Source organism: Lacrimispora sp. (assembly GCF_032078915.1).
GTDB lineage: Bacteria > Bacillota > Clostridia > Lachnospirales > Lachnospiraceae > Lacrimispora.
Genome location: NZ_DAMAUN010000001.1, coordinates 107,341 through 127,336, shown reverse-complemented (window position 1 = coordinate 127,336; position 19,996 = coordinate 107,341). Strand labels below are relative to the sequence as shown.

18 protein-coding genes are annotated in these 19,996 nt (G+C 44.9%); 16 read left to right on the top strand and 2 right to left on the bottom strand.

The features are described 5' to 3' along the window. Positions 1-34: 34 nt before the first annotated feature. The 5 genes from RT269_RS00605 to RT269_RS00585 all read left to right on the top strand — a co-directional run bounded on the left by RT269_RS00605 (position 35) and on the right by RT269_RS00585 (position 5,965). A complete protein-coding gene (locus tag RT269_RS00605) occupies positions 35-871 on the top strand; it encodes a PRD domain-containing protein (RefSeq protein WP_313180072.1) in 837 nt (278 codons plus the stop codon). 253 nt (positions 872-1,124) lie between these two features. After that, the gene (locus RT269_RS00600) at positions 1,125-2,990 is read left to right on the top strand and encodes a glucose PTS transporter subunit IIA (RefSeq protein ID WP_313180071.1); all 1,866 of its coding nucleotides are present in this window, start codon (positions 1,125-1,127) and stop codon (positions 2,988-2,990) included. A 61-nt stretch (positions 2,991-3,051) separates the two neighbouring features. Further along, positions 3,052-4,521, top strand: coding sequence for a glycoside hydrolase family 1 protein (locus RT269_RS00595; RefSeq protein WP_313180070.1), 1,470 nt, complete (start codon positions 3,052-3,054; stop codon positions 4,519-4,521). 22 nt (positions 4,522-4,543) lie between these two features. After that, the gene (locus RT269_RS00590; RefSeq protein WP_313180069.1) at positions 4,544-5,248 is read left to right on the top strand and encodes a glucosamine-6-phosphate deaminase; all 705 of its coding nucleotides are present in this window, start codon (positions 4,544-4,546) and stop codon (positions 5,246-5,248) included. Positions 5,249-5,572: 324 nt separating this feature from the next. Next, the gene (locus RT269_RS00585; protein ID WP_313180068.1) at positions 5,573-5,965 is read left to right on the top strand and encodes a hypothetical protein; all 393 of its coding nucleotides are present in this window, start codon (positions 5,573-5,575) and stop codon (positions 5,963-5,965) included. Between the two features lie 168 nt (positions 5,966-6,133). Here RT269_RS00585 and RT269_RS00580 read toward each other — a convergent pair whose 3' ends face one another. Continuing rightward, entirely contained in the window at positions 6,134-6,673 is a 540-nt protein-coding gene (locus tag RT269_RS00580; RefSeq protein ID WP_313180067.1) for an ECF transporter S component, read from the bottom strand. A gap of 244 nt (positions 6,674-6,917) precedes the next feature. Between RT269_RS00580 and RT269_RS00575 the strand changes: the two genes are divergently transcribed. The 11 genes from RT269_RS00575 to RT269_RS00525 all read left to right on the top strand — a co-directional run bounded on the left by RT269_RS00575 (position 6,918) and on the right by RT269_RS00525 (position 18,305). Further along, positions 6,918-7,829 carry an HD domain-containing protein gene (locus tag RT269_RS00575; RefSeq protein WP_313180066.1) on the top strand — a complete coding sequence of 304 codons (912 nt, stop codon included), beginning with the start codon at positions 6,918-6,920 and terminating at the stop codon, positions 7,827-7,829. A gap of 192 nt (positions 7,830-8,021) precedes the next feature. Beyond that, positions 8,022-8,693 (top strand): AroM family protein, encoded by a 672-nt coding sequence (locus tag RT269_RS00570; RefSeq protein WP_313180065.1) that lies wholly within the window; start codon positions 8,022-8,024, stop codon positions 8,691-8,693. A gap of 160 nt (positions 8,694-8,853) precedes the next feature. Further along, on the top strand, positions 8,854-10,023 hold the full coding sequence (locus RT269_RS00565; protein WP_313180064.1) for a M20 metallopeptidase family protein: 1,170 nt from the start codon (positions 8,854-8,856) through the stop codon (positions 10,021-10,023). A 160-nt stretch (positions 10,024-10,183) separates the two neighbouring features. Continuing rightward, positions 10,184-11,809 (top strand): ABC transporter substrate-binding protein, encoded by a 1,626-nt coding sequence (locus RT269_RS00560; RefSeq protein WP_313180063.1) that lies wholly within the window; start codon positions 10,184-10,186, stop codon positions 11,807-11,809. An 89-nt stretch (positions 11,810-11,898) separates the two neighbouring features. Next, positions 11,899-12,852, top strand: a complete 954-nt coding sequence (locus tag RT269_RS00555; RefSeq protein ID WP_313180062.1) for an ABC transporter permease — start codon at positions 11,899-11,901, stop codon at positions 12,850-12,852. Next, positions 12,853-13,749 (top strand): ABC transporter permease, encoded by an 897-nt coding sequence (locus RT269_RS00550; protein ID WP_313180061.1) that lies wholly within the window; start codon positions 12,853-12,855, stop codon positions 13,747-13,749. 9 nt (positions 13,750-13,758) lie between these two features. Next, positions 13,759-13,980, top strand: coding sequence for a hypothetical protein (locus RT269_RS00545; RefSeq protein WP_313180060.1), 222 nt, complete (start codon positions 13,759-13,761; stop codon positions 13,978-13,980). A 13-nt stretch (positions 13,981-13,993) separates the two neighbouring features. After that, positions 13,994-15,007 (top strand): ABC transporter ATP-binding protein, encoded by a 1,014-nt coding sequence (locus tag RT269_RS00540; RefSeq protein WP_313180059.1) that lies wholly within the window; start codon positions 13,994-13,996, stop codon positions 15,005-15,007. After that, positions 15,000-15,986, top strand: a complete 987-nt coding sequence (locus RT269_RS00535; RefSeq protein ID WP_313180058.1) for an ABC transporter ATP-binding protein — start codon at positions 15,000-15,002, stop codon at positions 15,984-15,986. Before RT269_RS00540 ends, RT269_RS00535 begins: the two co-directional genes overlap by 8 nt. Positions 15,987-16,008: 22 nt before the next feature. Beyond that, positions 16,009-17,262, top strand: a complete 1,254-nt coding sequence (locus RT269_RS00530; RefSeq protein WP_313180057.1) for a M20 family metallopeptidase — start codon at positions 16,009-16,011, stop codon at positions 17,260-17,262. Positions 17,263-17,345: 83 nt separating this feature from the next. Continuing rightward, positions 17,346-18,305 (top strand): DUF1177 domain-containing protein, encoded by a 960-nt coding sequence (locus RT269_RS00525; protein WP_313180056.1) that lies wholly within the window; start codon positions 17,346-17,348, stop codon positions 18,303-18,305. Positions 18,306-18,308: 3 nt separating this feature from the next. Here RT269_RS00525 and RT269_RS00520 read toward each other — a convergent pair whose 3' ends face one another. Continuing rightward, positions 18,309-19,940 (bottom strand): PucR family transcriptional regulator, encoded by a 1,632-nt coding sequence (locus RT269_RS00520; RefSeq protein WP_313180055.1) that lies wholly within the window; start codon positions 19,938-19,940, stop codon positions 18,309-18,311. Between the last annotated feature and the right edge of the window lie 56 nt (positions 19,941-19,996).

The window sequence follows — 19,996 nt, the reverse complement described above, 5'->3', positions numbered from 1 at the left end:
ATCTTGGCCTTTTTTATTTGAGAAGGTGAATTTATTGTATGTAGAAAAGCGTATCAATAATAATGTACTTTTGGCTTCAGAGGATGGACAGCAGATGGTTCTGGTGGGGAAAGGCATTGGTTTTCAGGCTTACCCTGGTAATAAAATAGATAAAAGCAAGATTGAGAAAACCTTTTATCCTAAAAACAACATGACGTTCACTCAAATGGCAGCCCTTATGACGGGGTGTGGACCAAATGAGTTAAGGGCAGTGTTTAAAATTGTAAATATGGCCAAGGAGACGTTTAAAGAATTAAATGACAATATGTTCTTTTCCTTACTTGATCATTTATCGTTTGCCCTTAAGCGTCGCGAAATCCAGATGGATATAGTAAATCCGCTGGAATGGGAGATAAAGAAATTCTACTCCAGAGAATACCAGATGGGCATTAAGGCATTAGAAATTATAAAGGCTGATTTAGGGACGCAGTTTCCTGACAGCGAAGCCGCATTTTTTGCCCTTCACATTGTTAATGCACAGATAGATAGTGTAACAGGTGAGGAGATTTTTGGGATCACGGAAATGACAAATTCTATTTTAAAACTGGTTAAGTATTTTTATCAGTGTGAGTTTGATGAGGACAGCGTGTTCTTTAACCGTTTTATAACTCATGTAAGGTATTATTTGATGAGACGGTTAAAAGGTGAGGAGGTCGCCTCTACAGAAAGGGAGATTATTGACTCAGTCCGTAAAGCAGATTCCCAGGCTTACGAATGTGCGAACAAGATTGCCCAGTATATTTATGAGAGGCAGAGATGGGAAACATCCGAAACAGAGAAAATGTTCTTAATGCTGCATATTATTAATTTAGTAAAAAAGGTAAATAAATAAGGGATTCGTTACAGTTCGGCTGGCAAGACCCAAACCTGCCTGACAGTGGATTACTGTCAGACAGGTCTGGGTCTTTTGTTTATATTATGTTCTGCCATTATCCCCTGCTCTGCGCAGAGGAAGTGCGGCTGCAGAAGGCATCGTGCTCCGATGAGGTTTTGATGGAACTAAAAATCTGCTATTTGGCTGTGAAAGCGCGCACCAGTCAGGCAGATGGAAAATTGCAATTTTATAATGTAAATGGAGGAGAAAAATGGAACGAGAAGAATTAGCAAGAAAAATTATAGAGCATGTAGGCGGGATAGGAAATGTCAAGTCTTTGTCCCATTGCATGACACGGCTTCGGTTTTTCTTATTGGATGACAATAAAGCCAGTGAAGAGGAATTAAAGAAACTTTCCATACTTGGTGTCCAGAAGCAGGGAGGCCAGTACCAGGTTATCGTCGGAAATGACGTATCCAAGGTATATAAGGAAATCATTAAGCAGTATCCGGGGATTGCCGGAGGAGAAAATTTCACGGATAACGCCGGAGAGAAGAAAGGAAGTATTTTTAACCGTATGCTTGCAACACTGACTGCCATATTGGTTGCACCGCTTTCCGCTATTATCGGCGGCGGTTTGATATTGGGTATCCGGTATATGTTTACTACCCTGCACATTTTGCCGGGTGACAGCCCACTTATTTTCCTGCTTACGGTAATCGGTAATTCATCCCTTTATTTTTTCCCATTTCTGCTTGCAGTTTCGGCTGCCAAGCGTTTCAATACCAACATTTACATGGCTATGGGGATAGCTGCTGCCATGTTGGATCCCAATATCATAGCAAAGGTTGGGGAAGATCCGGTAAGGCTTTTCGGGGCAATACCTATTCCTATGATTAATTATGGAAACAGTGTTATACCAATTATACTGGCGGTATGGTTCATGAGCAAGGTATATGGCTGGCTGGATGACCATCTGCCATCAATGATTACCGTTATATTTGTTCCTCTGTTGACTTTTTTGATTGTTATTCCAATAAACTTAATATTAATCGCACCTCTGGCTACTTACCTGACAACTTATGTGTCAAATGGCCTTGAGTGGCTGATAAACTTGAATCTTGGAATCGCAGGTTTTGTGATCGGTTCGACTCGCCCGCTGCTGGTATTGGTAGGTTTGCATCATGCCGTCCGCCCCCTTCAGTATATGCAGTTAGAAACCCTTGGATATACCATAATTTCCCCGGCTACTTTTATATCCACCATGTCCCAGGCAACCGCCGCATTTGCCGTTGCTGTACTTGTTAAAGACCGGAAGAGTAAGCAGATTGCAACTTCTTCCACCATTTCAGGCTATTTAGGTATTACCGAGCCTGCTCTGTATGGAATTATCTTTAAATATCGGGCAGCTCTGGTGGGCTGTATCTTAGGTGGTGGCCTTGGGGGTATGGTAAGTACCATGATGGGGGCGAAGGCCTTTTCATCAGGGCTGCCCAGTCTATTGACAACCCCGATATTCATGGGGGACAAGCCCCTATCCATAGTTTTCGGCCTGATTGTAATGTTTGTGTCTACATTCGGAATTACGTGGTTTCTTGGAAAAACTGTGTTTAAGCTGAATGATAACGTGGTTTTAACCAATGGAATATCTGAAGTCGAAGCGGCTAAGGGGAAAACAGAACCAGGGCATCTGGTGTTCAGCCCTGTCAGTGGGCAGATTTGTAAACTGGAGGATATTAATGACGAAACATTCTCCAGCAAATTATTAGGTGAAGGTATCGGAATTGTTCCGAGTGAAAACTTGGTTGTCGCTCCTGGGGATGGTACGGTCAATACAGTTTTCCATACCAACCACGCACTTGGTCTGATTACGGAGGATGGTACGGAAGTACTTATTCATATCGGACTTGATACGGTCAAACTGGAAGGGGAATTCTTTACTGCCAGATGTAAGGCAGGGGATAAGGTGAAAAAAGGAGATGCTCTTATTGAGTTTGACCGGGAACAGATTGCAGCAGCTGGTTATGATACCACGGTTATTGTAGTGATTTCCAATACCCCGGCTTATAGGAATATCCAGCCTGAATTTGAAAATGGGCCTATTTTTGCAGGTGAAAAGATATTAACTGTCAGATAGAAGCATTGGTATACCTCTATGTCCAAAGAGAATGGACAGTAATAAGGAAAGGAGAATGGATATGTTAAAACATGCACCTAACGGCTTTCCAATAGGATTTCTATGGGGAAGTGCGTCCGCAGCATGCCAGATAGAGGGTGGCTGCAGCGAAGGAGGGAAGGGCCTGAGTGTTGCAGATGTGGCAATGAAGCAGGGAAAGGAAGTTCCACGAATAGAGTATAAAAATGTTACAAAAGAGCAGATAAATGCAGCAGAAGGCTACGTTGGGGAGGAACTGTATCCCAAGAGACATGGTGTAGATTATTATCACCATTTCAAGGAGGATATTGCCTTGTGTGCCCAAATGGGATTCACAGCCTTTCGAATGTCGATTGCCTGGAGCCGGCTTTTTCCAAATGGTGATGAGTTAGAGCCTAATCCTGAGGGAGTGGGATTCTACCATGAGGTGTTTAAAGAATTGATGAAATATAAAATGGAACCCATTGTGACTCTTTCCCATTTTGAGATGCCTCTTCATCTAGTCATCCAATATGGGGGCTGGGCTGATCGTAAGCTGATTGATATGTTTGTTCGTTACTGCAAAGTTTGCTTTGACGAATATGGAAGCTATGTCACTTATTGGATCAATTTTAATGAAATGAACGGTACCCGCTTTAATACTTTTTATTCAACCGGCATCGTCCGGGAGGATTGGGGAGATAAATTTGAGCAGGCTACCTACCAGGCCGCTCATAACCAGTTTGTCGCTTCCGCTAAAGCTGTCAAATATTTAAGAGAGACAAGGTCTAATGCCAGGATGGGCTGCATGGTGGTTCCATTTACCCGTTATCCAGGTACATGCAAGCCGGAGGATGTGATGAAGATGCAGCATGACATGCATTTGGACTGCTATTTTTATACGGATATTTACATGAGGGGAGAGTATCCTGGATATGCGCTCCGTTACTTTGATGACCATCAGATCCAACTTGAGACGGAGGATAAGGATTTTGAACTGATAAAAACATATACGGTCGATTACCTGACTTTCAGCTATTATTCAACCAGCATATCCAGCGTAGAGCAGGAGGGCTGGGAAACAACAGACGGGAACTTAAGCCGGCAGCTAAAAAATCCTTACCTGGAAGCCTCTGAATGGGGCTGGCAGATTGATCCCATGGGACTGCGCTATCAGCTTAGCTGCTTTGCCGACCGGTATCCGGGAGTCGAAATGATGGTAGTCGAAAACGGCCTTGGCGCTCAGGATATTGTAGAAGCAGACGGCAGCATCCAGGATGATTACCGCATTGATTATCTTCGCTGCCATATTGAACAGATCAAGGAATCCATTCGTGATGGGGCCAATGTGATTGGATATACATCCTGGTCATCCATGGATTGTATTTCTTCTGGAACTTCTGAAATGGCAAAGCGTTATGGGTTCATTTATATTGATTTGGATGATGACAATGAAGGGACTCTTGAAAGAAAACCCAAGAAATCGTTTTACTGGTATAAGAAGGTAATCGAGACCAACGGAGAGCAATTATAAAAAAAGAGGGGAGTATTTTAATATGCAATTAATTATCACAAAGGACTATGAAACCATGAGCCAGATGTCCCTTACTCATGTACTGGCTCATATGTACACAGGGGATAACCGAAGGGTCAACCTTTCCATTACGGCAGGAAAAACCCCGGAACGCCTGTATCAGCTGCTTAAAGAGGAATATAGAGGAAATCCCTATTTTAAACATGTCCATTTTTATAACTTTGATGAGATACCGAGGGAGGGGGAGGAAACCGGTGTAACCATGAATGATTTAAACCGTATGTTTTTTGATCAGGCTGAGGTGCCCAGGGGGCTGGTTCACGTTCTGGATACAAAGAACTGGAAAGATTACGATAAGAAACTTAAAGAGGATGGCGGATTAGATATGCTCATCATGGGGCTCGGTACGGATGGACATTTCTGTGGAAATCTTGCAGGTACGGTAGAACATTTCGGCATGGAGACCCGTATGGTAACGAAAGAGAAATATCCTATTTCATATTTTGAAAGAGAGACGAGTCCGGATCATTATGTGACATTTGGGCCGAAAACTGTAACGAATGCCCGTCATCTCATCATGATCATTAATGGCAGCCACAAAGCAGAAATCTCAAAAAAAGCCTTGTTCGGCCCGGTAACGCCAGAGGTTCCTGCCAGTGTGTTCCAGCTGCATCCTAATTATACAGTCATCATGGACGAGGAGGCCGCATCTTTGCTGGATTATTAAAGCAGAGGAAAAGCAGAATGAATCCGATACTAGTGCTCATCAGCACTTGGACGAATGTTATTCGCATTAATATTTTTGCCGGAGCTTTCGGAAGGAATTCTGAAGGCTCCGGCTATTGTGTGAAATAAGTAACAAAGCGAATAATGGGTCGGCCTGGCTGCAGAGAAGGAAATTTGAGCGGAACTGTGCAAGCTTACTTACTTTTCACAATGAAAAGATATATAATATAAAAAAACTGTCACGTTTTTTTTTGCTTGTACGTTATATAGATATAGGCCTATAAACTGCAAACATAAAACTGGCATTATATTAGGAGGTGAAAGCATGAAAGTAAATAAAAAAAGCTTGGTTGGACTTCTTTCTTTTATATTTATATGTATAACTGGTATTTTTCTTATTCGTATATTATCCCTATATTCAGTGAAAGAATCTCCAATTTTGCAAGGAACTTACACATGTGATGAGCTTCCCTTTGCATCAATGGTATTTGATCTGAATGATAACTATACATTTTATTATTATGATTATGATGAAATGGACAAAGGGACTTATTCTAAGGGAACAGATAATGAACATTTTATCAATAGTTCTAAGTTTCATAATACTAAAGTACTATATAATGGAAAAAAGCAGACATTTATAATTAAGCTGGATGGAGAAACCTACTTATTCAAACAGTTGGATCGATTACCGATTATTAATCTTGAAACAGATTGAATAATTCATAAATGTACCTTTCGAACATCTTATTCAAATCTAAGATAGACGGTATAATTCTGGAAGTCTTGGAAGTGATGAAAACAAGGGATCGAAAGGGTTGGATATTGAGGTTAAATGCAAAAAGAGGAAGCCCCAGGAGATCAGATCCCAGGGCTTCCTTTTCTGTTACGAGGCTGTCTCTCGATTCAGTTCCCGGATCTCACGAACACGCAAAAGAATAGGAAGCAAAACTCCGGCTGCAATTAAACTGAATAAATTCTGCACCAAATTGAATGGAACATTAGAAATGGCTGCCGGCCAGCTGTATACTGCAAGTTCAAAAACAAAATATCCGCCTGTAACCACTGTGCTGCAAACCACTCCGGCGACTAAAAAAGGCAGTACCCGAAAGCCCCTCGTTGGTCCACGGGAAGGCAGATGTTTATACAAATATCCACTTAAAAATGCCGCCAATGCCTTAATGATCAGGGTAGCGGGTGCATAAAAAGCGTAACCGGACAGCAAATCCGCCATCATAGAGCCTATCCCTCCTGCGGCGGCACCTGCCATAGGTCCTAAGAGCATGCCGCTTAGCAATACCATCCCGTCCCCCAGATGAATATAGCCGCTGAATGCAGATGGTATATGTATTACCATAGTTGCTGCAGTGGTAAGAGCTGCCATCAAAGCGCTGAAAACGATCTTTTTTGTTCTGTTATTATTCATGTCTTCTCCTCTCTTGCAGGTCATTTTAATTCATATTAAACCTATCATATAGAAAAACTGGCATTTTATAAATATCCAATTTGGATAAAATTATACATACCAGTTTTGCTTAAGCAGTTTTAGCCGCTTCATGAAGAGGATGCAAACCCAAAGGGAAATAGGGCATTTTTGGAATAGCGGGATATTTCTTTTTCAATTATAATCAAATTACCACGTGGAAATTAAAATAATGGAAGCGGTCAGGATGGAAAAGGAGAACTGGGTACTAGCATGCGCGGTCTATATAGACGAACATTTAAAGGAAGAACTGTCAGTGGAACGCATTTCCGCATGGGCAGGATATTCTCCCTGGTATTTTTCCAGACGTTTTAAGGCGGAAATGGGAGTTTCGCCCATGGAGTTCGTAAAACAACGGCGTCTTTTTGCGGCGGCCGGAGAAATCCGCAGGGGAAAGAGGATCATAGATGCAGCCTTGGAGTATGGCTGGGAGACACACAGCGGTTTTACCAAAGCTTTTTGCGGTCAGTTCGGGTATGCCCCTGTTCTCTTAAGAGCGCTCTATATTCGTGATGCTTCTATGGAAGGAGAAAGGGATCACTTGGAATTATATATAAAGTCAATGGAGCCTTATAAAAAACCGGAGGAGTTGTGGGAAATTCTTTGCCGGACACTTATAGAAAATGGAACAGAACATGATCAGGAGAATTTAAACAGAATCTATGAGCTGGCATCATTCTGCTACAAGGGACGGAAACGGTATTCGGGGGAAGACTATATCACTCATCCCTTAAATGTTGCTTTGATTCTTGCAGATATGGGAGCCGATGAGGAAACTGTATATGCCGGACTTCTGCACGATGCCGAAACTGGTATCTGGGAAGAAGGACTAAAGGAAGAGAAAGCCGGAGAAAGGATTTTGGATGTCCTTCTGGCGTACCGGGAATTTGAAGGCAGGCATGAATGTCCGGATGAGAGAGGGGCATTGATCGCTCTGGCCGACCGGCTCCACAATATGCGCACCATAGAATTTGTGGAGCCATCTACCTGGAAATGGCGGGCGGAAGATACGATGAAAATATTTTCTCCCATAGCTGCAAAATACGGAGATATCAGGCTTCGGTCAGAGCTTGATGAGCTTTCCATGAAATTCCTTTGAATTACAGATTCAGCAATTGCTGCACGCAGCCATACCCGTTTGAGAAGCGGAATGGCTGCGTGTTTTTTATGTGAGGTTGACAGCAGGAGATGCCCCTGTTAAAATCAAAAAAATTAATTTATCTATCTAAGGAACCAATGGACGTACAAAAAACGATTAAGCGGTATTTATTATAAGGAAGGAGCGATTAAAATGAAGATTGGTGCCATAACGGTGGGTCAGAGTCCGAGAACTGATGTTACCGAAGATATCATGGATATTTTTAAAGGCAAGGCTGAAGTCCTGGAAAAGGGAGGACTGGATGGTCTGACAAGAGAGCAGATAGAGAAATTTAGCCCAGAGGAGGGTGATTATGTGCTGGTCACCAGATTAAATGACGGAACCTCTGTTACGTTTGGAGAACGTCATATCATCCCAAGGATTCAACATGCAATTGAGCAATTGGAAGAGCAGGGAGCGGACTTTATTATGATGTTTTGTACAGGAAAATTTCCGGACACCTTAAAAGCAAAGGTTCCCCTGATTTATCCTTGTGAAATTTTAGACAGAACCGTTCCTCTTCTGACAGCCGCCTCCTCGATTCTTGTAGTGACGCCATCTCCTTTGCAAATAGCTCAAAGCGAGAAAAAATGGTCCAGGATCGTAAGGAAGGTTAAAGTTGTCTCCGGCTCCCCTTATGGAGAATGGAAGGAGCTGGAAGAAACAGCCAGGCTTGGGAGGGATACAAAAGCGGATCTGGTGATTCTGGACTGCATTGGCTTCAACCGGGATATGAAACGGCTGTTCGCGGAAGAGACCGGAAAGCCGGTAATTCTTCCCAGGACCTTATTGGCCCGCCTTGTTTCTGAATTGACAGATGTTTAATTAAAAGAAAAAACGGTATATATTTAAATCTGACCCCATCACTGTGCATGATGTTTAAATTGTGCACGAAAAACCGTGCAAACTGTTATTTACAAAAAAAACCCACCCTGATAAAATACTTATCAAATATTCGCTAACAGGAACAGAGAGGATTGATTGGATGAGTGACCTGTTATCCAGAGCAAAAGAACTTGAGGATTATGGAATTGATATCAGGCGCAGGATACATAAAAAACCGGAAATCGGCTTTGACCTTCCGGAGACCGTAAAGCTTGTCAGGGAAGAGCTTAAGTCCATTGGTTTTGAACCCGTTGCCTGCGGAACTGCAGGGATCACGGCGCTGGCCGGAAAGCCTGGAAAGACTTTTTTACTAAGAGCTGATATGGATGCCCTGCCCATGAAAGAGGAAACAGAACTTCCTTTTGCATCGGAGAATGGCTTCATGCATGCCTGTGGCCATGATATGCACACCAGTGCATTGCTGCTGGCTGCACGGATATTGAAAGAGAGAGAAGGGGAATTGAAAGGAACGGTGAAACTCATGTTCCAGCCCTGTGAGGAAGGGGTAGGAGGCGCTTTGGACATGGTAAAGGCAGGCGTTCTTGAATGCCCTTCCGTGGATGGAGCAATGGCTCTCCACGTGCTCCACGAGAAGTCCGGAATCGTTGGATATTCCCGGGGCACAGCTTGCGCTTCCAGCGATATCTTTACCATTACGGTAAAGGGAAAGGGCGGTCATGGAGCCGCACCTCATCTCTGCGTTGATCCGATTCATATAGCTGTCCACATTCATTTGGCACTGCAGGCCCTTAACAGCCGCGAGGTAAATCCTGATGAGATGCTGGTATGCAGTATCTGCCAGATAAACGGTGGAACAGCCACCAACGTATTTCCGGAGACGGCGGTATTAAAAGGAACCATACGCACCATGAATGGAAAGGTGAGAAGCTTTACCAGAGAACGTCTGGTCCAGATTGCAGAACAGACCGCCGGCGCATTCCGGGGAGAAGCAGAGGTGGAATTTCTTCATGAGGGTGTTCCGCCCATGGAAAATAACGGGGATCTTCTGGAGGCTTCCATCGGTTATATCGACGGCCTTCTGGGAGAAGGAACCTGTAAGGAACTGCCCAGAATGACCGGTTCGGAGGATTTCTCCATAATATCTCAGATGGTTCCCTCTGTTCTTTATTGGGTGGGAACCGGTTCAGTGGAGGAAGGATACCCTTACGGCGTTCACGATCCAAGAGTCACATTTAACGAGGACAGCCTGCACAAAATGGCTGCCATCTATGCCAATACAGCCATTTGCTGGCTGAGAGATCACTCCTGATAACCAGGAAAATAAAATTTCATATGTTTCGGATATAACGATAGTTAAAGGCGACTATGCTTACTTTGACTGTCGTTTTATTAATATACAAGGAAATACCCTACGGGTATCCCTTTATGTCCAAAAAGCATGGACAATAATAAGGAAAAGAGGAATCATTATGAAAAAAAGAATTTTGGCGGCAATTCTAACGGTAGCTGTCTCAGCCGGATTAAGCGCATGCGGTTCCGGTTCTTCGGCCACAACGGCTGAAACGACAGCGTCAGCTCAGGGAACAACGGAAGAAACAAAAGCTCCTGCGGGGGAGCCGGTCTCCGGCGGTGTTATGACTATTTCCCTTTCTTCCTCACCTAAAAACCTGGATCCTGTCAAGTATACGGGAACCTATGAATCTCAGATCATCGGCACAGTCTGTGATACTCTTGTGGAATATAATACGGATCTTACGGAAATCCAGCCAGCCCTGGCAAAATCCTGGACCGTAAGCGATGACGGGCTTGCTTATACTTTCACGCTGCGTGACGATGTATTCTTCCAGCCCGGTAAGTATCAGGAAGGAAGAAAAATGACAGCAGAGGATGTGAAATATTCCCTGGAGCGCTCTCATGAGCTTTCCGCATTGCAAAGGCTGGACATGCTGGACCACTGTGAGGTTATCAGTGATACGGAGGTGGTCTGCTATTTACCTGAGCCAAACGCAGTATTCCTGACTGCACTGACTGATGCAGGCAATGTGATTGTACCAAAGGAAGAGGCAGAAGGCTGGGGAGAAGATTTTGGTTCCCACCTTGTAGGCACTGGCCCTTTTACTCTTCAGTCCTTTGAGCTGGATCAGCAGGCTGTCCTTGTGCGCAATGATAAATACTGGGCTGCAACCCCTTATCTGGATGGAGTTACCTTTAAGCCGGTCAGTGACGGAAACCAGGCAGTAAATGCCCTTCGCACCGGAGAGGTGAATCTGGCCACCAGCCTTAGCGGCGAAGCTGTAAAAATTGCGAGAGAGGATCCGAACGTAGAACTCATGGAGATGCCGGGCCTACACGTTGCTTACATTTATTTTAATCAGGTAAATGGACCAACTGCAGATATCAAGGTCAGAGAAGCGATCATCAAGGCGGTTAATATCAAAGACCTTACGGCAGGTGTGTACCAGTACCAGGAAGCACAGCCGGCCAGTCTGCCTCTGCCTCCGGGTTCCTGGGGATACGATTCCAGTCTGGAATCAGAAGTTCCCGCTTATGATCCGGAAGGGGCAAAAAAGCTTCTTGCAGAAGCCGGATATCCTGATGGGTTTGATATGGATATTTATATTTCCAACACAGAGGCCAGGATTAAGATGGCAACCTTATTCCAGGCGTACTTAAAAGAAAACTTAAATATCAATGTGAACATTAATACCAGCGAATGGGGTACCTTCAGCGAAATCGCATCGTCGGGAAAAGCAGATGTATTTGCAATGTCATGGACCTGGTATCCTGATCCCTATTTCTTTTTAAATAAAATATTCCATACAAGTTCCATCGGATCCCTTGGAAACGGACAGGGCTTCAGCAACAAGGAAGTGGACCAATATCTGGATGATGCGCTGCTGACCACAGACCAGGAAAAGAGGGCGGAAGCTTATAAGAAGGCGCTTGCGGTAATTGTTAAGCAAAATCCGGGCATCTTCTATGCAAATGAGAATGTAAACTGGGGCGTAAGTCCCAAGGTTCAGGGGCTGGAACTGCGTGCCGACGGCAAGGTTAAGATCTGTACTCCGGATATAAATGTCTGGTTATCCAGATAAGGTTACTGTTTCGTCATGCCATTCATCATTTGGCGGATAGGGATATTGTTCAGCAATATCCCTGATTTAAAAGACACAGGAGGAGATATATGTTAAAGACAATTCTAATCAGATGCCTGCAGATTATTCCGTCTCTTTTTGTGGTTGTCACGCTGACGTTTGTACTGACCAGAATGATACCGGGCGATCCTGCCAGAGCGGTACTGGGACCTCAGGCATCTGTAGAAGATGTGGAGAAAATGCGGGAAACCATGGGGCTTAACCAGCCTTTGGCAGCTCAATACAAGGATTATATGATAAACATCGTAAAAGGGGATTTTGGGACATCTTATTCCTACAATCAGCCTGTGTTTTCATTAATTGCAAGGCGTATCCCAAGTACTCTGCTGATCGCCCTGCCGGCGGTTTTGATCGCTTTGATTGCAGGAATGTTAGTAGGGGTTACCTCGGCCGTACATCAAGGCACGCTCTTTGATTACGTATTCATGATACTGGCTCTGGTGGGAGTCTCCATGCCGATTTTCTGGCTGGGGCTTATGCTGGTTTTAATGTTCAGTGTAAATTTGGGCTGGCTGCCGGTTCTCGGCATGGGAGATATTTCCAAGGGGCTGGGTGATGTGATCCGCCACATGATACTTCCCTGCTTTTGCCTTGCAACCATCCCGACGGCCACCTTTTCCAGAATCACCCGTTCCAGCATTCTGGAATCCATTCACGGGGATTCCATCCGTGCACTGCGGGCCAGAGGAATCAAAGAGTCTTTGGTGATCTGGAAGTATGCCTTAAAAAGTGCCTTTCCTCCCTTAATAACGGTTCTGGGATTACAGCTTGCCGGCTGCTTTGCCGGTGCAATCCTTACGGAAACCATATTTTCCTGGCCGGGCATGGGAACGCTGATCGTCGGAGCCATTGACAACAGGGACTATGTTTTGATCCAGGGGGCAGTTTTAGTCATAGCCCTGGCCTTTGTAATGATCAATATGTTTGTGGATGTGATTTACATGATCATCAATCCAAATGTCAATTATGAAGGAGGAAATTAAATGGCGAAATCACTTGGATTGGATCAGCAGTCCCACGAAGAAATATTAAAAAAAGAAAGAAAATCCAACAGTGCCTGGAGCAAACTAAAGAGGAATAAAACAGCGCTTCTTGGATTGTTTGCTGTCAGCCTTATGCTCGCTCTTGCCATTCTGGCTCCGGTAATTACAAACGGGAAACCAAATGAGATTCATCCCATCGATGCTTATCTGAAATTTTTTGAAAAGGGCCATCTGCTGGGTACCGATGAGTTCGGGAGGGATTTATTTACCAGGATCTGTTACGGAGCCAGAGTATCCTTGCTGGTTGCTGTCGGTGCTACCGTTGTTGGCGGAGTGACCGGTGTGATTCTGGGTCTTATTGCAGGCTATATGGGAGGGATTGTGGATGCTGTCCTGATGAGAATCATGGATGGAGTCCTTGCCTTTCCATTTATTCTGCTTTCCATTGTACTTATGACGGTCCTGGGTTCCGGTATTATCAATGTGATCCTTGCCATAGGCATAGCAGAGATTCCTCGGTTTGCAAGAGTCGTAAGGGGACAGGTGCTGATCGTAAAAAAGGAAGAATACTGCAATGCCGGAAGGGTGATCGGAATATCTCATTTCCGTATGCTGACACACCATATCCTGCCTAATACTGTTTCAGAGGTAATCGTGTATGGGACTCTTAATATAGCCAGTGCCATTATTTCGGAAGCGGCCTTAAGCTTTCTGGGACTTGGCATTGAACTGCCTACCGCCTCCTGGGGAAGTATCCTGCGTTCCGGAAGAAACTGCTTAAATACGGCTCCTCATATTGCAGCCGTATCAGGTACCTTCATATTGATCACTGTGATCGGCTTTAATCTGCTGGGAGACGGAATCCGGGATGTGCTGGATCCCAAAATGAAGAAGTAGGTAATACATATGGATATTAAAAGGATAAAAAAAATGCGGAACAGAGCATTGAGGAAAAAGGAGAAGATTTGTTGGGACTTGCCAGATACCTCTGGGAAATTCCAGAATATAATTTTAACGAGTTTGGGAGCCAAAGCCATGGCTTTTACAGCGGCGGTTCTGCTGTTCACACCTGAAGCAATGGAAAAGGTAAGAGAAAGCTTTGAGGAGATGAAGAAAAAATATGAGTAAAGGAGGTGCTGCTGTGGGAGAAGTATTATTAACAGTGAATGACTTAAAAACATATTTTTATACGGCAAGCGGCGTGAGCAAAGCGGTCGATGGAGTGAGCTTTCACATAAACCGGGGAGAAATTATGGGAATTGTGGGAGAGTCAGGGTCAGGAAAAAGCGTTGCCTCCTCCTCGATCATCCGGCTGCTGCCGGCCAGAACCGGAAAAATTGTAAGCGGCAGCATAGACTTTGATGGAACAGATGTGTTGAAGCTGGGAAAAAGGGAGCTTTTGTCCTTTCGGGGCCGGGATGTTTCCATGATCTTTCAAAATCCCATGACTTCCCTTTCACCGATATTTAAGGTAGGCCATCAGATGGTGGAAATGATTTGCGCCCATCACAAGGTCAGCAGGCAGGAGGCTTACCGCATGGGAGAAGAAGCTTTAAGAAAGGTGGGAATACCGGAAGCCGGTCAGCGGATGGATTCCTATCCCTATGAATTGTCAGGCGGCATGTGCCAGCGGGTAATCATAGCAATGTCCCTGTGCAGCAATCCGAAACTGATCATAGCGGATGAACCCACGACAGCCCTGGATGTGACGGTTCAGGCACAGGTGCTGGAGCTGTTAAAGGATATGCGGGAGAAAAATGGGATGGCCATCCTGCTGATTACTCATAATCTTGGCGTGGTATGGCAGATGTGCGACAGCGTCATGGTGATGTATGCGGGAAAGACCGTTGAGTATACGTCCTGTAAGGAATTGCATCACAATCCCCTTCATCCTTACACCTGGGGACTGTTGGATTCCATGCCGAAGCTGAGCAGCAATTCCGGGGAAGAGCTGACAACGATCCAGGGAACCCCGCCGGATTTAAGACTTACGGGAACCTGCTGTAACTTTTCCAACCGATGCCCATATGCAGAGGAACTTTGCAGAAACCAGGTGCCTGATTTAAAGGAACTTGAGCCGGGGCATTTCGTTGCCTGTCACAGGCAAAGGGAAGAAAGCCGTCTTTTTCGGGGAGGTGTGAAACAACATGAGTGAGAAAAGGGTGATCTTACAAGTGAAAGGCTTGTCTAAAGATTTCCAGATAAAAGGAAAGAAGCTGGGGAGCAAAAAAGCGGTTCTTCATGCGCTGCAGGAAATCGATTTAGAAATTCATGAGGGTGAGGTGCTTGGTGTCATAGGAGAATCAGGATGCGGGAAATCTACCCTGGGAAGATGCCTGGTAGGTTTACATAAACCGACGGAAGGGGAAATCCTGTTTGAAGGAAAAAGCATATTGGGAGTCAGGGCAAAGGATAAGCTGAAACTGTGCAGGAACATTCAAATGATATTTCAGGATCCCTATTCTTCCCTGGATCCCAGGCATACTGCGGCTGATTCTGTTTCCGAACCTATGGTGGTTCATAGAACCGTCAAGGGCAGGGCAGCCATGGAGCAGAGGGTTTTAGAACTTTTGAAACAGGTAGGGCTGGATGTGCAGCACATGAACCGGTATCCCCATGAGTTTTCAGGGGGGCAGAGACAGCGTCTGAACGTGGCCCGTGCCATATCCATAAATCCCAGGCTGATCATCTGTGATGAGCCGGTATCGGCTCTTGATGTATCCATTCAGGCCCAGGTAATCAATCTATTAAAGAAGCTTCAAGAGGAATACAATCTTACTTATGTGTTCATATCCCATGATTTAAGCGTTGTGAAATATGTCAGCGACAGAATCGTGATCATGTATCTTGGGAGGATCGTGGAAATCTGCAACGGAGGAGATATCTATAAGAATCCCCTGCATCCGTATACCCAGGCGCTGTTATCGGCGATTCCTCCGGAATGCCCTGATGAGGAAAAAGAGAGGATCGTACTTCAGGGAGAGGTTCCAAGCCCCATTGGAGAGCGTAAGGGCTGTCCCCTGGCTGGACGATGCCCTCAGTGCATGGAGCGGTGCAAAAACGAAATGCCAAAGCTGAAACAACAGGGAGAAGAGGGACATCAGGTGGCCTGCTTCCTATACGAAAAAAAGTAAACCGGAAACGGAGGATTATGGGATGACAAAAAAGGAACTTCTGCACTATGTGGATGAGCATAGGGAAGAATTGATACGGCTTGTATCTGAACTGATTCAGATAAAAAGCGAAAATCCTACGGGTACCCAGAGAAACGTGATTGATTATGTGGAAACCTTTCTTGGGGAAGCAGGGATTGAGTTTAAAGAGACCGGGTGCAATCCGGATTATCCCTGCATTGTAGCAGGGCTCGGAAGTGGAACGGGATTTTCCATGATTATTAACGGTCATATGGATGTGGTGCCGGCCGGTGATTTGAGCCAGTGGGATTTTGATCCATTTTCCGGTGAGATCACAGAGACCCAGATCTTAGGCAGAGGGACCTCTGATATGAAGGCAGGGGTGGCCGGCGTTCTATTTGCCCTTTCCCTTTTGGCAAAAGAGCATGTTCCGTTAAATGGGAACATCAGGCTCCACATAGTTTCCGATGAGGAAAGCGGAGGGCAGTTCGGAACCCAGTGGCTGTGTGCCAACGGCTATGCGGACCATGCCGATGCCTGTCTGGTGGCGGAACCAACATCTATGAATACCATTGAGATTGGACAAAAGGGGGGCCTTCTTCTGACCTTGAAGGCCTTTGGAAAGTCGGCCCATGGAAGTCTGGGAAATTTTAAGGGAGAGAATGCTATTTTGAAATTATCCAGGGTACTTCCCCATATTTCCATGCTCACGGAAATAAAGGGCCATTTTACAGACAGGCAGCAAAAGCCATTAAGGGACTCCCAGATGCTGGCGGAGAAAGAAAATAACATTCCCGGATTAGGAAGGGTCATTGATCATGTGACCACAAATGTAGGTCTTATAAAAGGAGGAACCAGGCACAATATGGTTCCTGATTATTGCGAGGCCATTGTTGATGTGCGGCTGCCCATCGGAGTCCGCAAAGAAGAGATTGAAGAGGCATTAGAACATATTATGGAGGCCGGCGAAGCAGTGGGGGTGGAGTATGAGCTTCATTATAAGAGCGAAGCCAACTTCACCGACCATGAAGCCCCCATTGTTCTGGCATTTAAGAAAAATGCGGAAGAATTATTGGGAAGAGAAGTCATACCTGCCTACCAGTGGGCATCAAGTGATGCAAGAGATTACCGGCTGCTTGGAATCCCCACCATCCAGTTCGGCCCTTCCAATACGGTTGGGATCCATTCCTATAATGAAACGGTCCAGATCCAGGACGTGGTCACGGCTGCCAAAACTTATATAGGTGCAATTTGTGATCTTATGGAGGTTTTGTAAAATACCCCGCAGGCAGTTACAAAGGGCAGGCCGCCTGGCATCTGACCGCTGCTTTTGCGAGAATAAATTTTGGAGGATTTGCAATGTTGATGAAACAATTGATAGAGGTACACGACTTACTTGACAGCAGCTATGCAAACGGAAAGAAGGCAATGGAGTATTTAAAAACCATCAGGCCGGATGCTGACGTGGAAGTATATACCTTGGTGGGACAAAAGGGAAAAACTGATATGATTAAGGTAAGGATTCCCGGAGCGAGAGGAAAGGAAAAAGGCTTAGATGCCCCGACCATCGGCTTGCTTGGAAGATTGGGAGGCCTAGGTGCCAGGCCGGAGAGGATCGGTTTTGTATCCGACGGGGATGGGGCCCTTATCGCCTTATCCTTAGCGGCGAAACTGCTGGACATGCAGAACAAGGGGGACTATCTGGATGGCGATGTTTTTATATCCACCCATATCTGTCCGGATGCGCCCACCAGAGAGCACAAGCCGGTCCCGTTTATGGATTCTCCGGTGAATATGGCGCAGGTGAATCAGGAAGAGGTGACGATGGAGCTGGATGCCATCTTATCCGTTGATACCACAAAGGGAAACCGGATCATCAACAACAGAGGCTTTGCCGTTTCTCCTACTGTAAAGGAAGGATATATATTGCGGGTTTCTGAGAGCATTTTGGATCTGATGCAGACAACTACAGGAAAACTGCCTTTTGTATACGCCCTTTCCCAACAGGATATCACGCCTTATGGAAACGGGCTGTATCATTTAAACAGCATTCTTCAGCCGGCAACCGCCACAAAAGCGCCAGTGATCGGGGTTGCCATAACTACGGAAGCGCCGGTTGCAGGATGCGCAACCGGTGCAACCCATATCACAGATTGTGAAGAGGCGGCAAGATTCATGCTGGAGGTTGCTAAGGCTTACGGCAGGGGAGAATGCAGTTTCTATGATGAAATGGAGTTTGAGAGGATCCAGTATTTGTATGGAACTATGGAACAATTTCAAACTCTGGGTACGGGAGACGAATGTGACGACGATGCTTAGGATTTAAGTGTTTTTTAACAGCTCCCAGGCGCAGATTCCCAAATACAGACGGAAGATGTCCTCAATGGCTGTGATATCGCTGCACAGAAGCCTTCTGATAGCGGATAGCCGGGCAGTCAGGGTATTCCTGTGGATGAAAAGCTTCTGAGCGGTTTCGGTTAAATTCATAGAGTTTTCCAAATACGCCTTAAGGGTCACAAGAAGCTCGCTTTTATTCTCGGTATCATAGATAGCAAGGCTGCTGACGGTATCTTCGTATATTTTTTCTCTTTCATAAGAAGTCAGCTGGTTTAAAAGATGAAATGCAAATTGCCTGGTATAAGAATGAATGTGAGCGGTTTGGCGGTCGGAGGTCTGCAGGTGCAATGTCTGCAGGCTTTCTTCATATGCCTTTGCGACGGAAGTGCAGGAGGTATGGCAGCGACTGATCCCCAGTCTGAAAAAGGCTTGATAGTCCTTTAAATAATCCGACAGCTGCAGGGCAGCCTGATTGGACAGTGAGAGCGCCTCCACATTTGGTATTTGTTTCGGATGCAGAAGAAAAATAACAATACGGTTTTCGTTGTGGCATAAGAAGTATTTATGGCTCAAATGGATCAGTCCCTGGTTTACAGCATTGTAAAGGCTGCGGAAAAGCTTGCTTTCTTTTGACTGGCATTCCAGGGTGATGCATACCTTTTTTAAGTCGTATGGAAAGGAATAGGCATCGCAAATCACCCGTATTTCCTCAATGGATTTATTTTTAATGTCCGAAAGCATATAGAAAAAAGAATCATAATAATTTTCCTGGGAAAAGGCTCTGTTCTGAATCTGCATGGAGGTGAGTTCCAGCGCGAGTACGGAGAATATCTGCTTAAGCACTTCCATGATGGTGGTGTCGATCTCTTTTTTTGTGATATCAATACACAAGTAGTGCTTGTTGTCGGGAAGCAGAAAGGAATGAAAAGTAAGGAGTGTGTCATTGCAGTAAAAGTTACGTTTTCTGACAAGCTCTTTTGGTGTTTTCTCCGGCAGGGAATTGGAAGGCTGGACCTGCAATTTGTGAATTCTGGAAAAATCCCCGTATTCTTTGGGCGGAATGCAGTAATATATGGGGAAATCAGTAGTTGTGGTTATCATTGTCATGGAATTGGTATAATTGGATATCCGCTCAAGCATTTTCATAATTCCTTCCCTATTAAAAAAGGATTCATGAAATTTTTCCGCCTCGCTGAGGATGAATTGCTGCCTTATAATTTTCTGCTCAATAAGATTTTCGTTTATTACATTTATAATGTTGGTATAACCATGATAAAAAGGCACAGAAACAAGCGCAAGTCCATACTTGGCGGCCTCTTCGATCATGGCGTCGGGAATCCTGTCAAAAAAACGTTTCACTTTAATGCAGAATGCGGTACAGTCAATGGCATGGAGATCCGCAATTATTTTTTTCTGGATTTCTAAATCATTATAAAAAATATAACCTGTTGTAAGAACGATTTCATTCTTTTTTATCCACTTTACACCGTCAGGATTATCAAGCACGCTGATGCCGGTGATGGTTTTATGAAGAGCTTCATCTTCTCCAATGAATTCCAGATTATCTATGGGGGTTTCATATATAAACCATCCAAGGGTCAAGGGAGGATATTTCATTTCATGCTCCTTTTCATTCAAAAACAAAGATTAACCAGGGACTTGATTATTTTTGA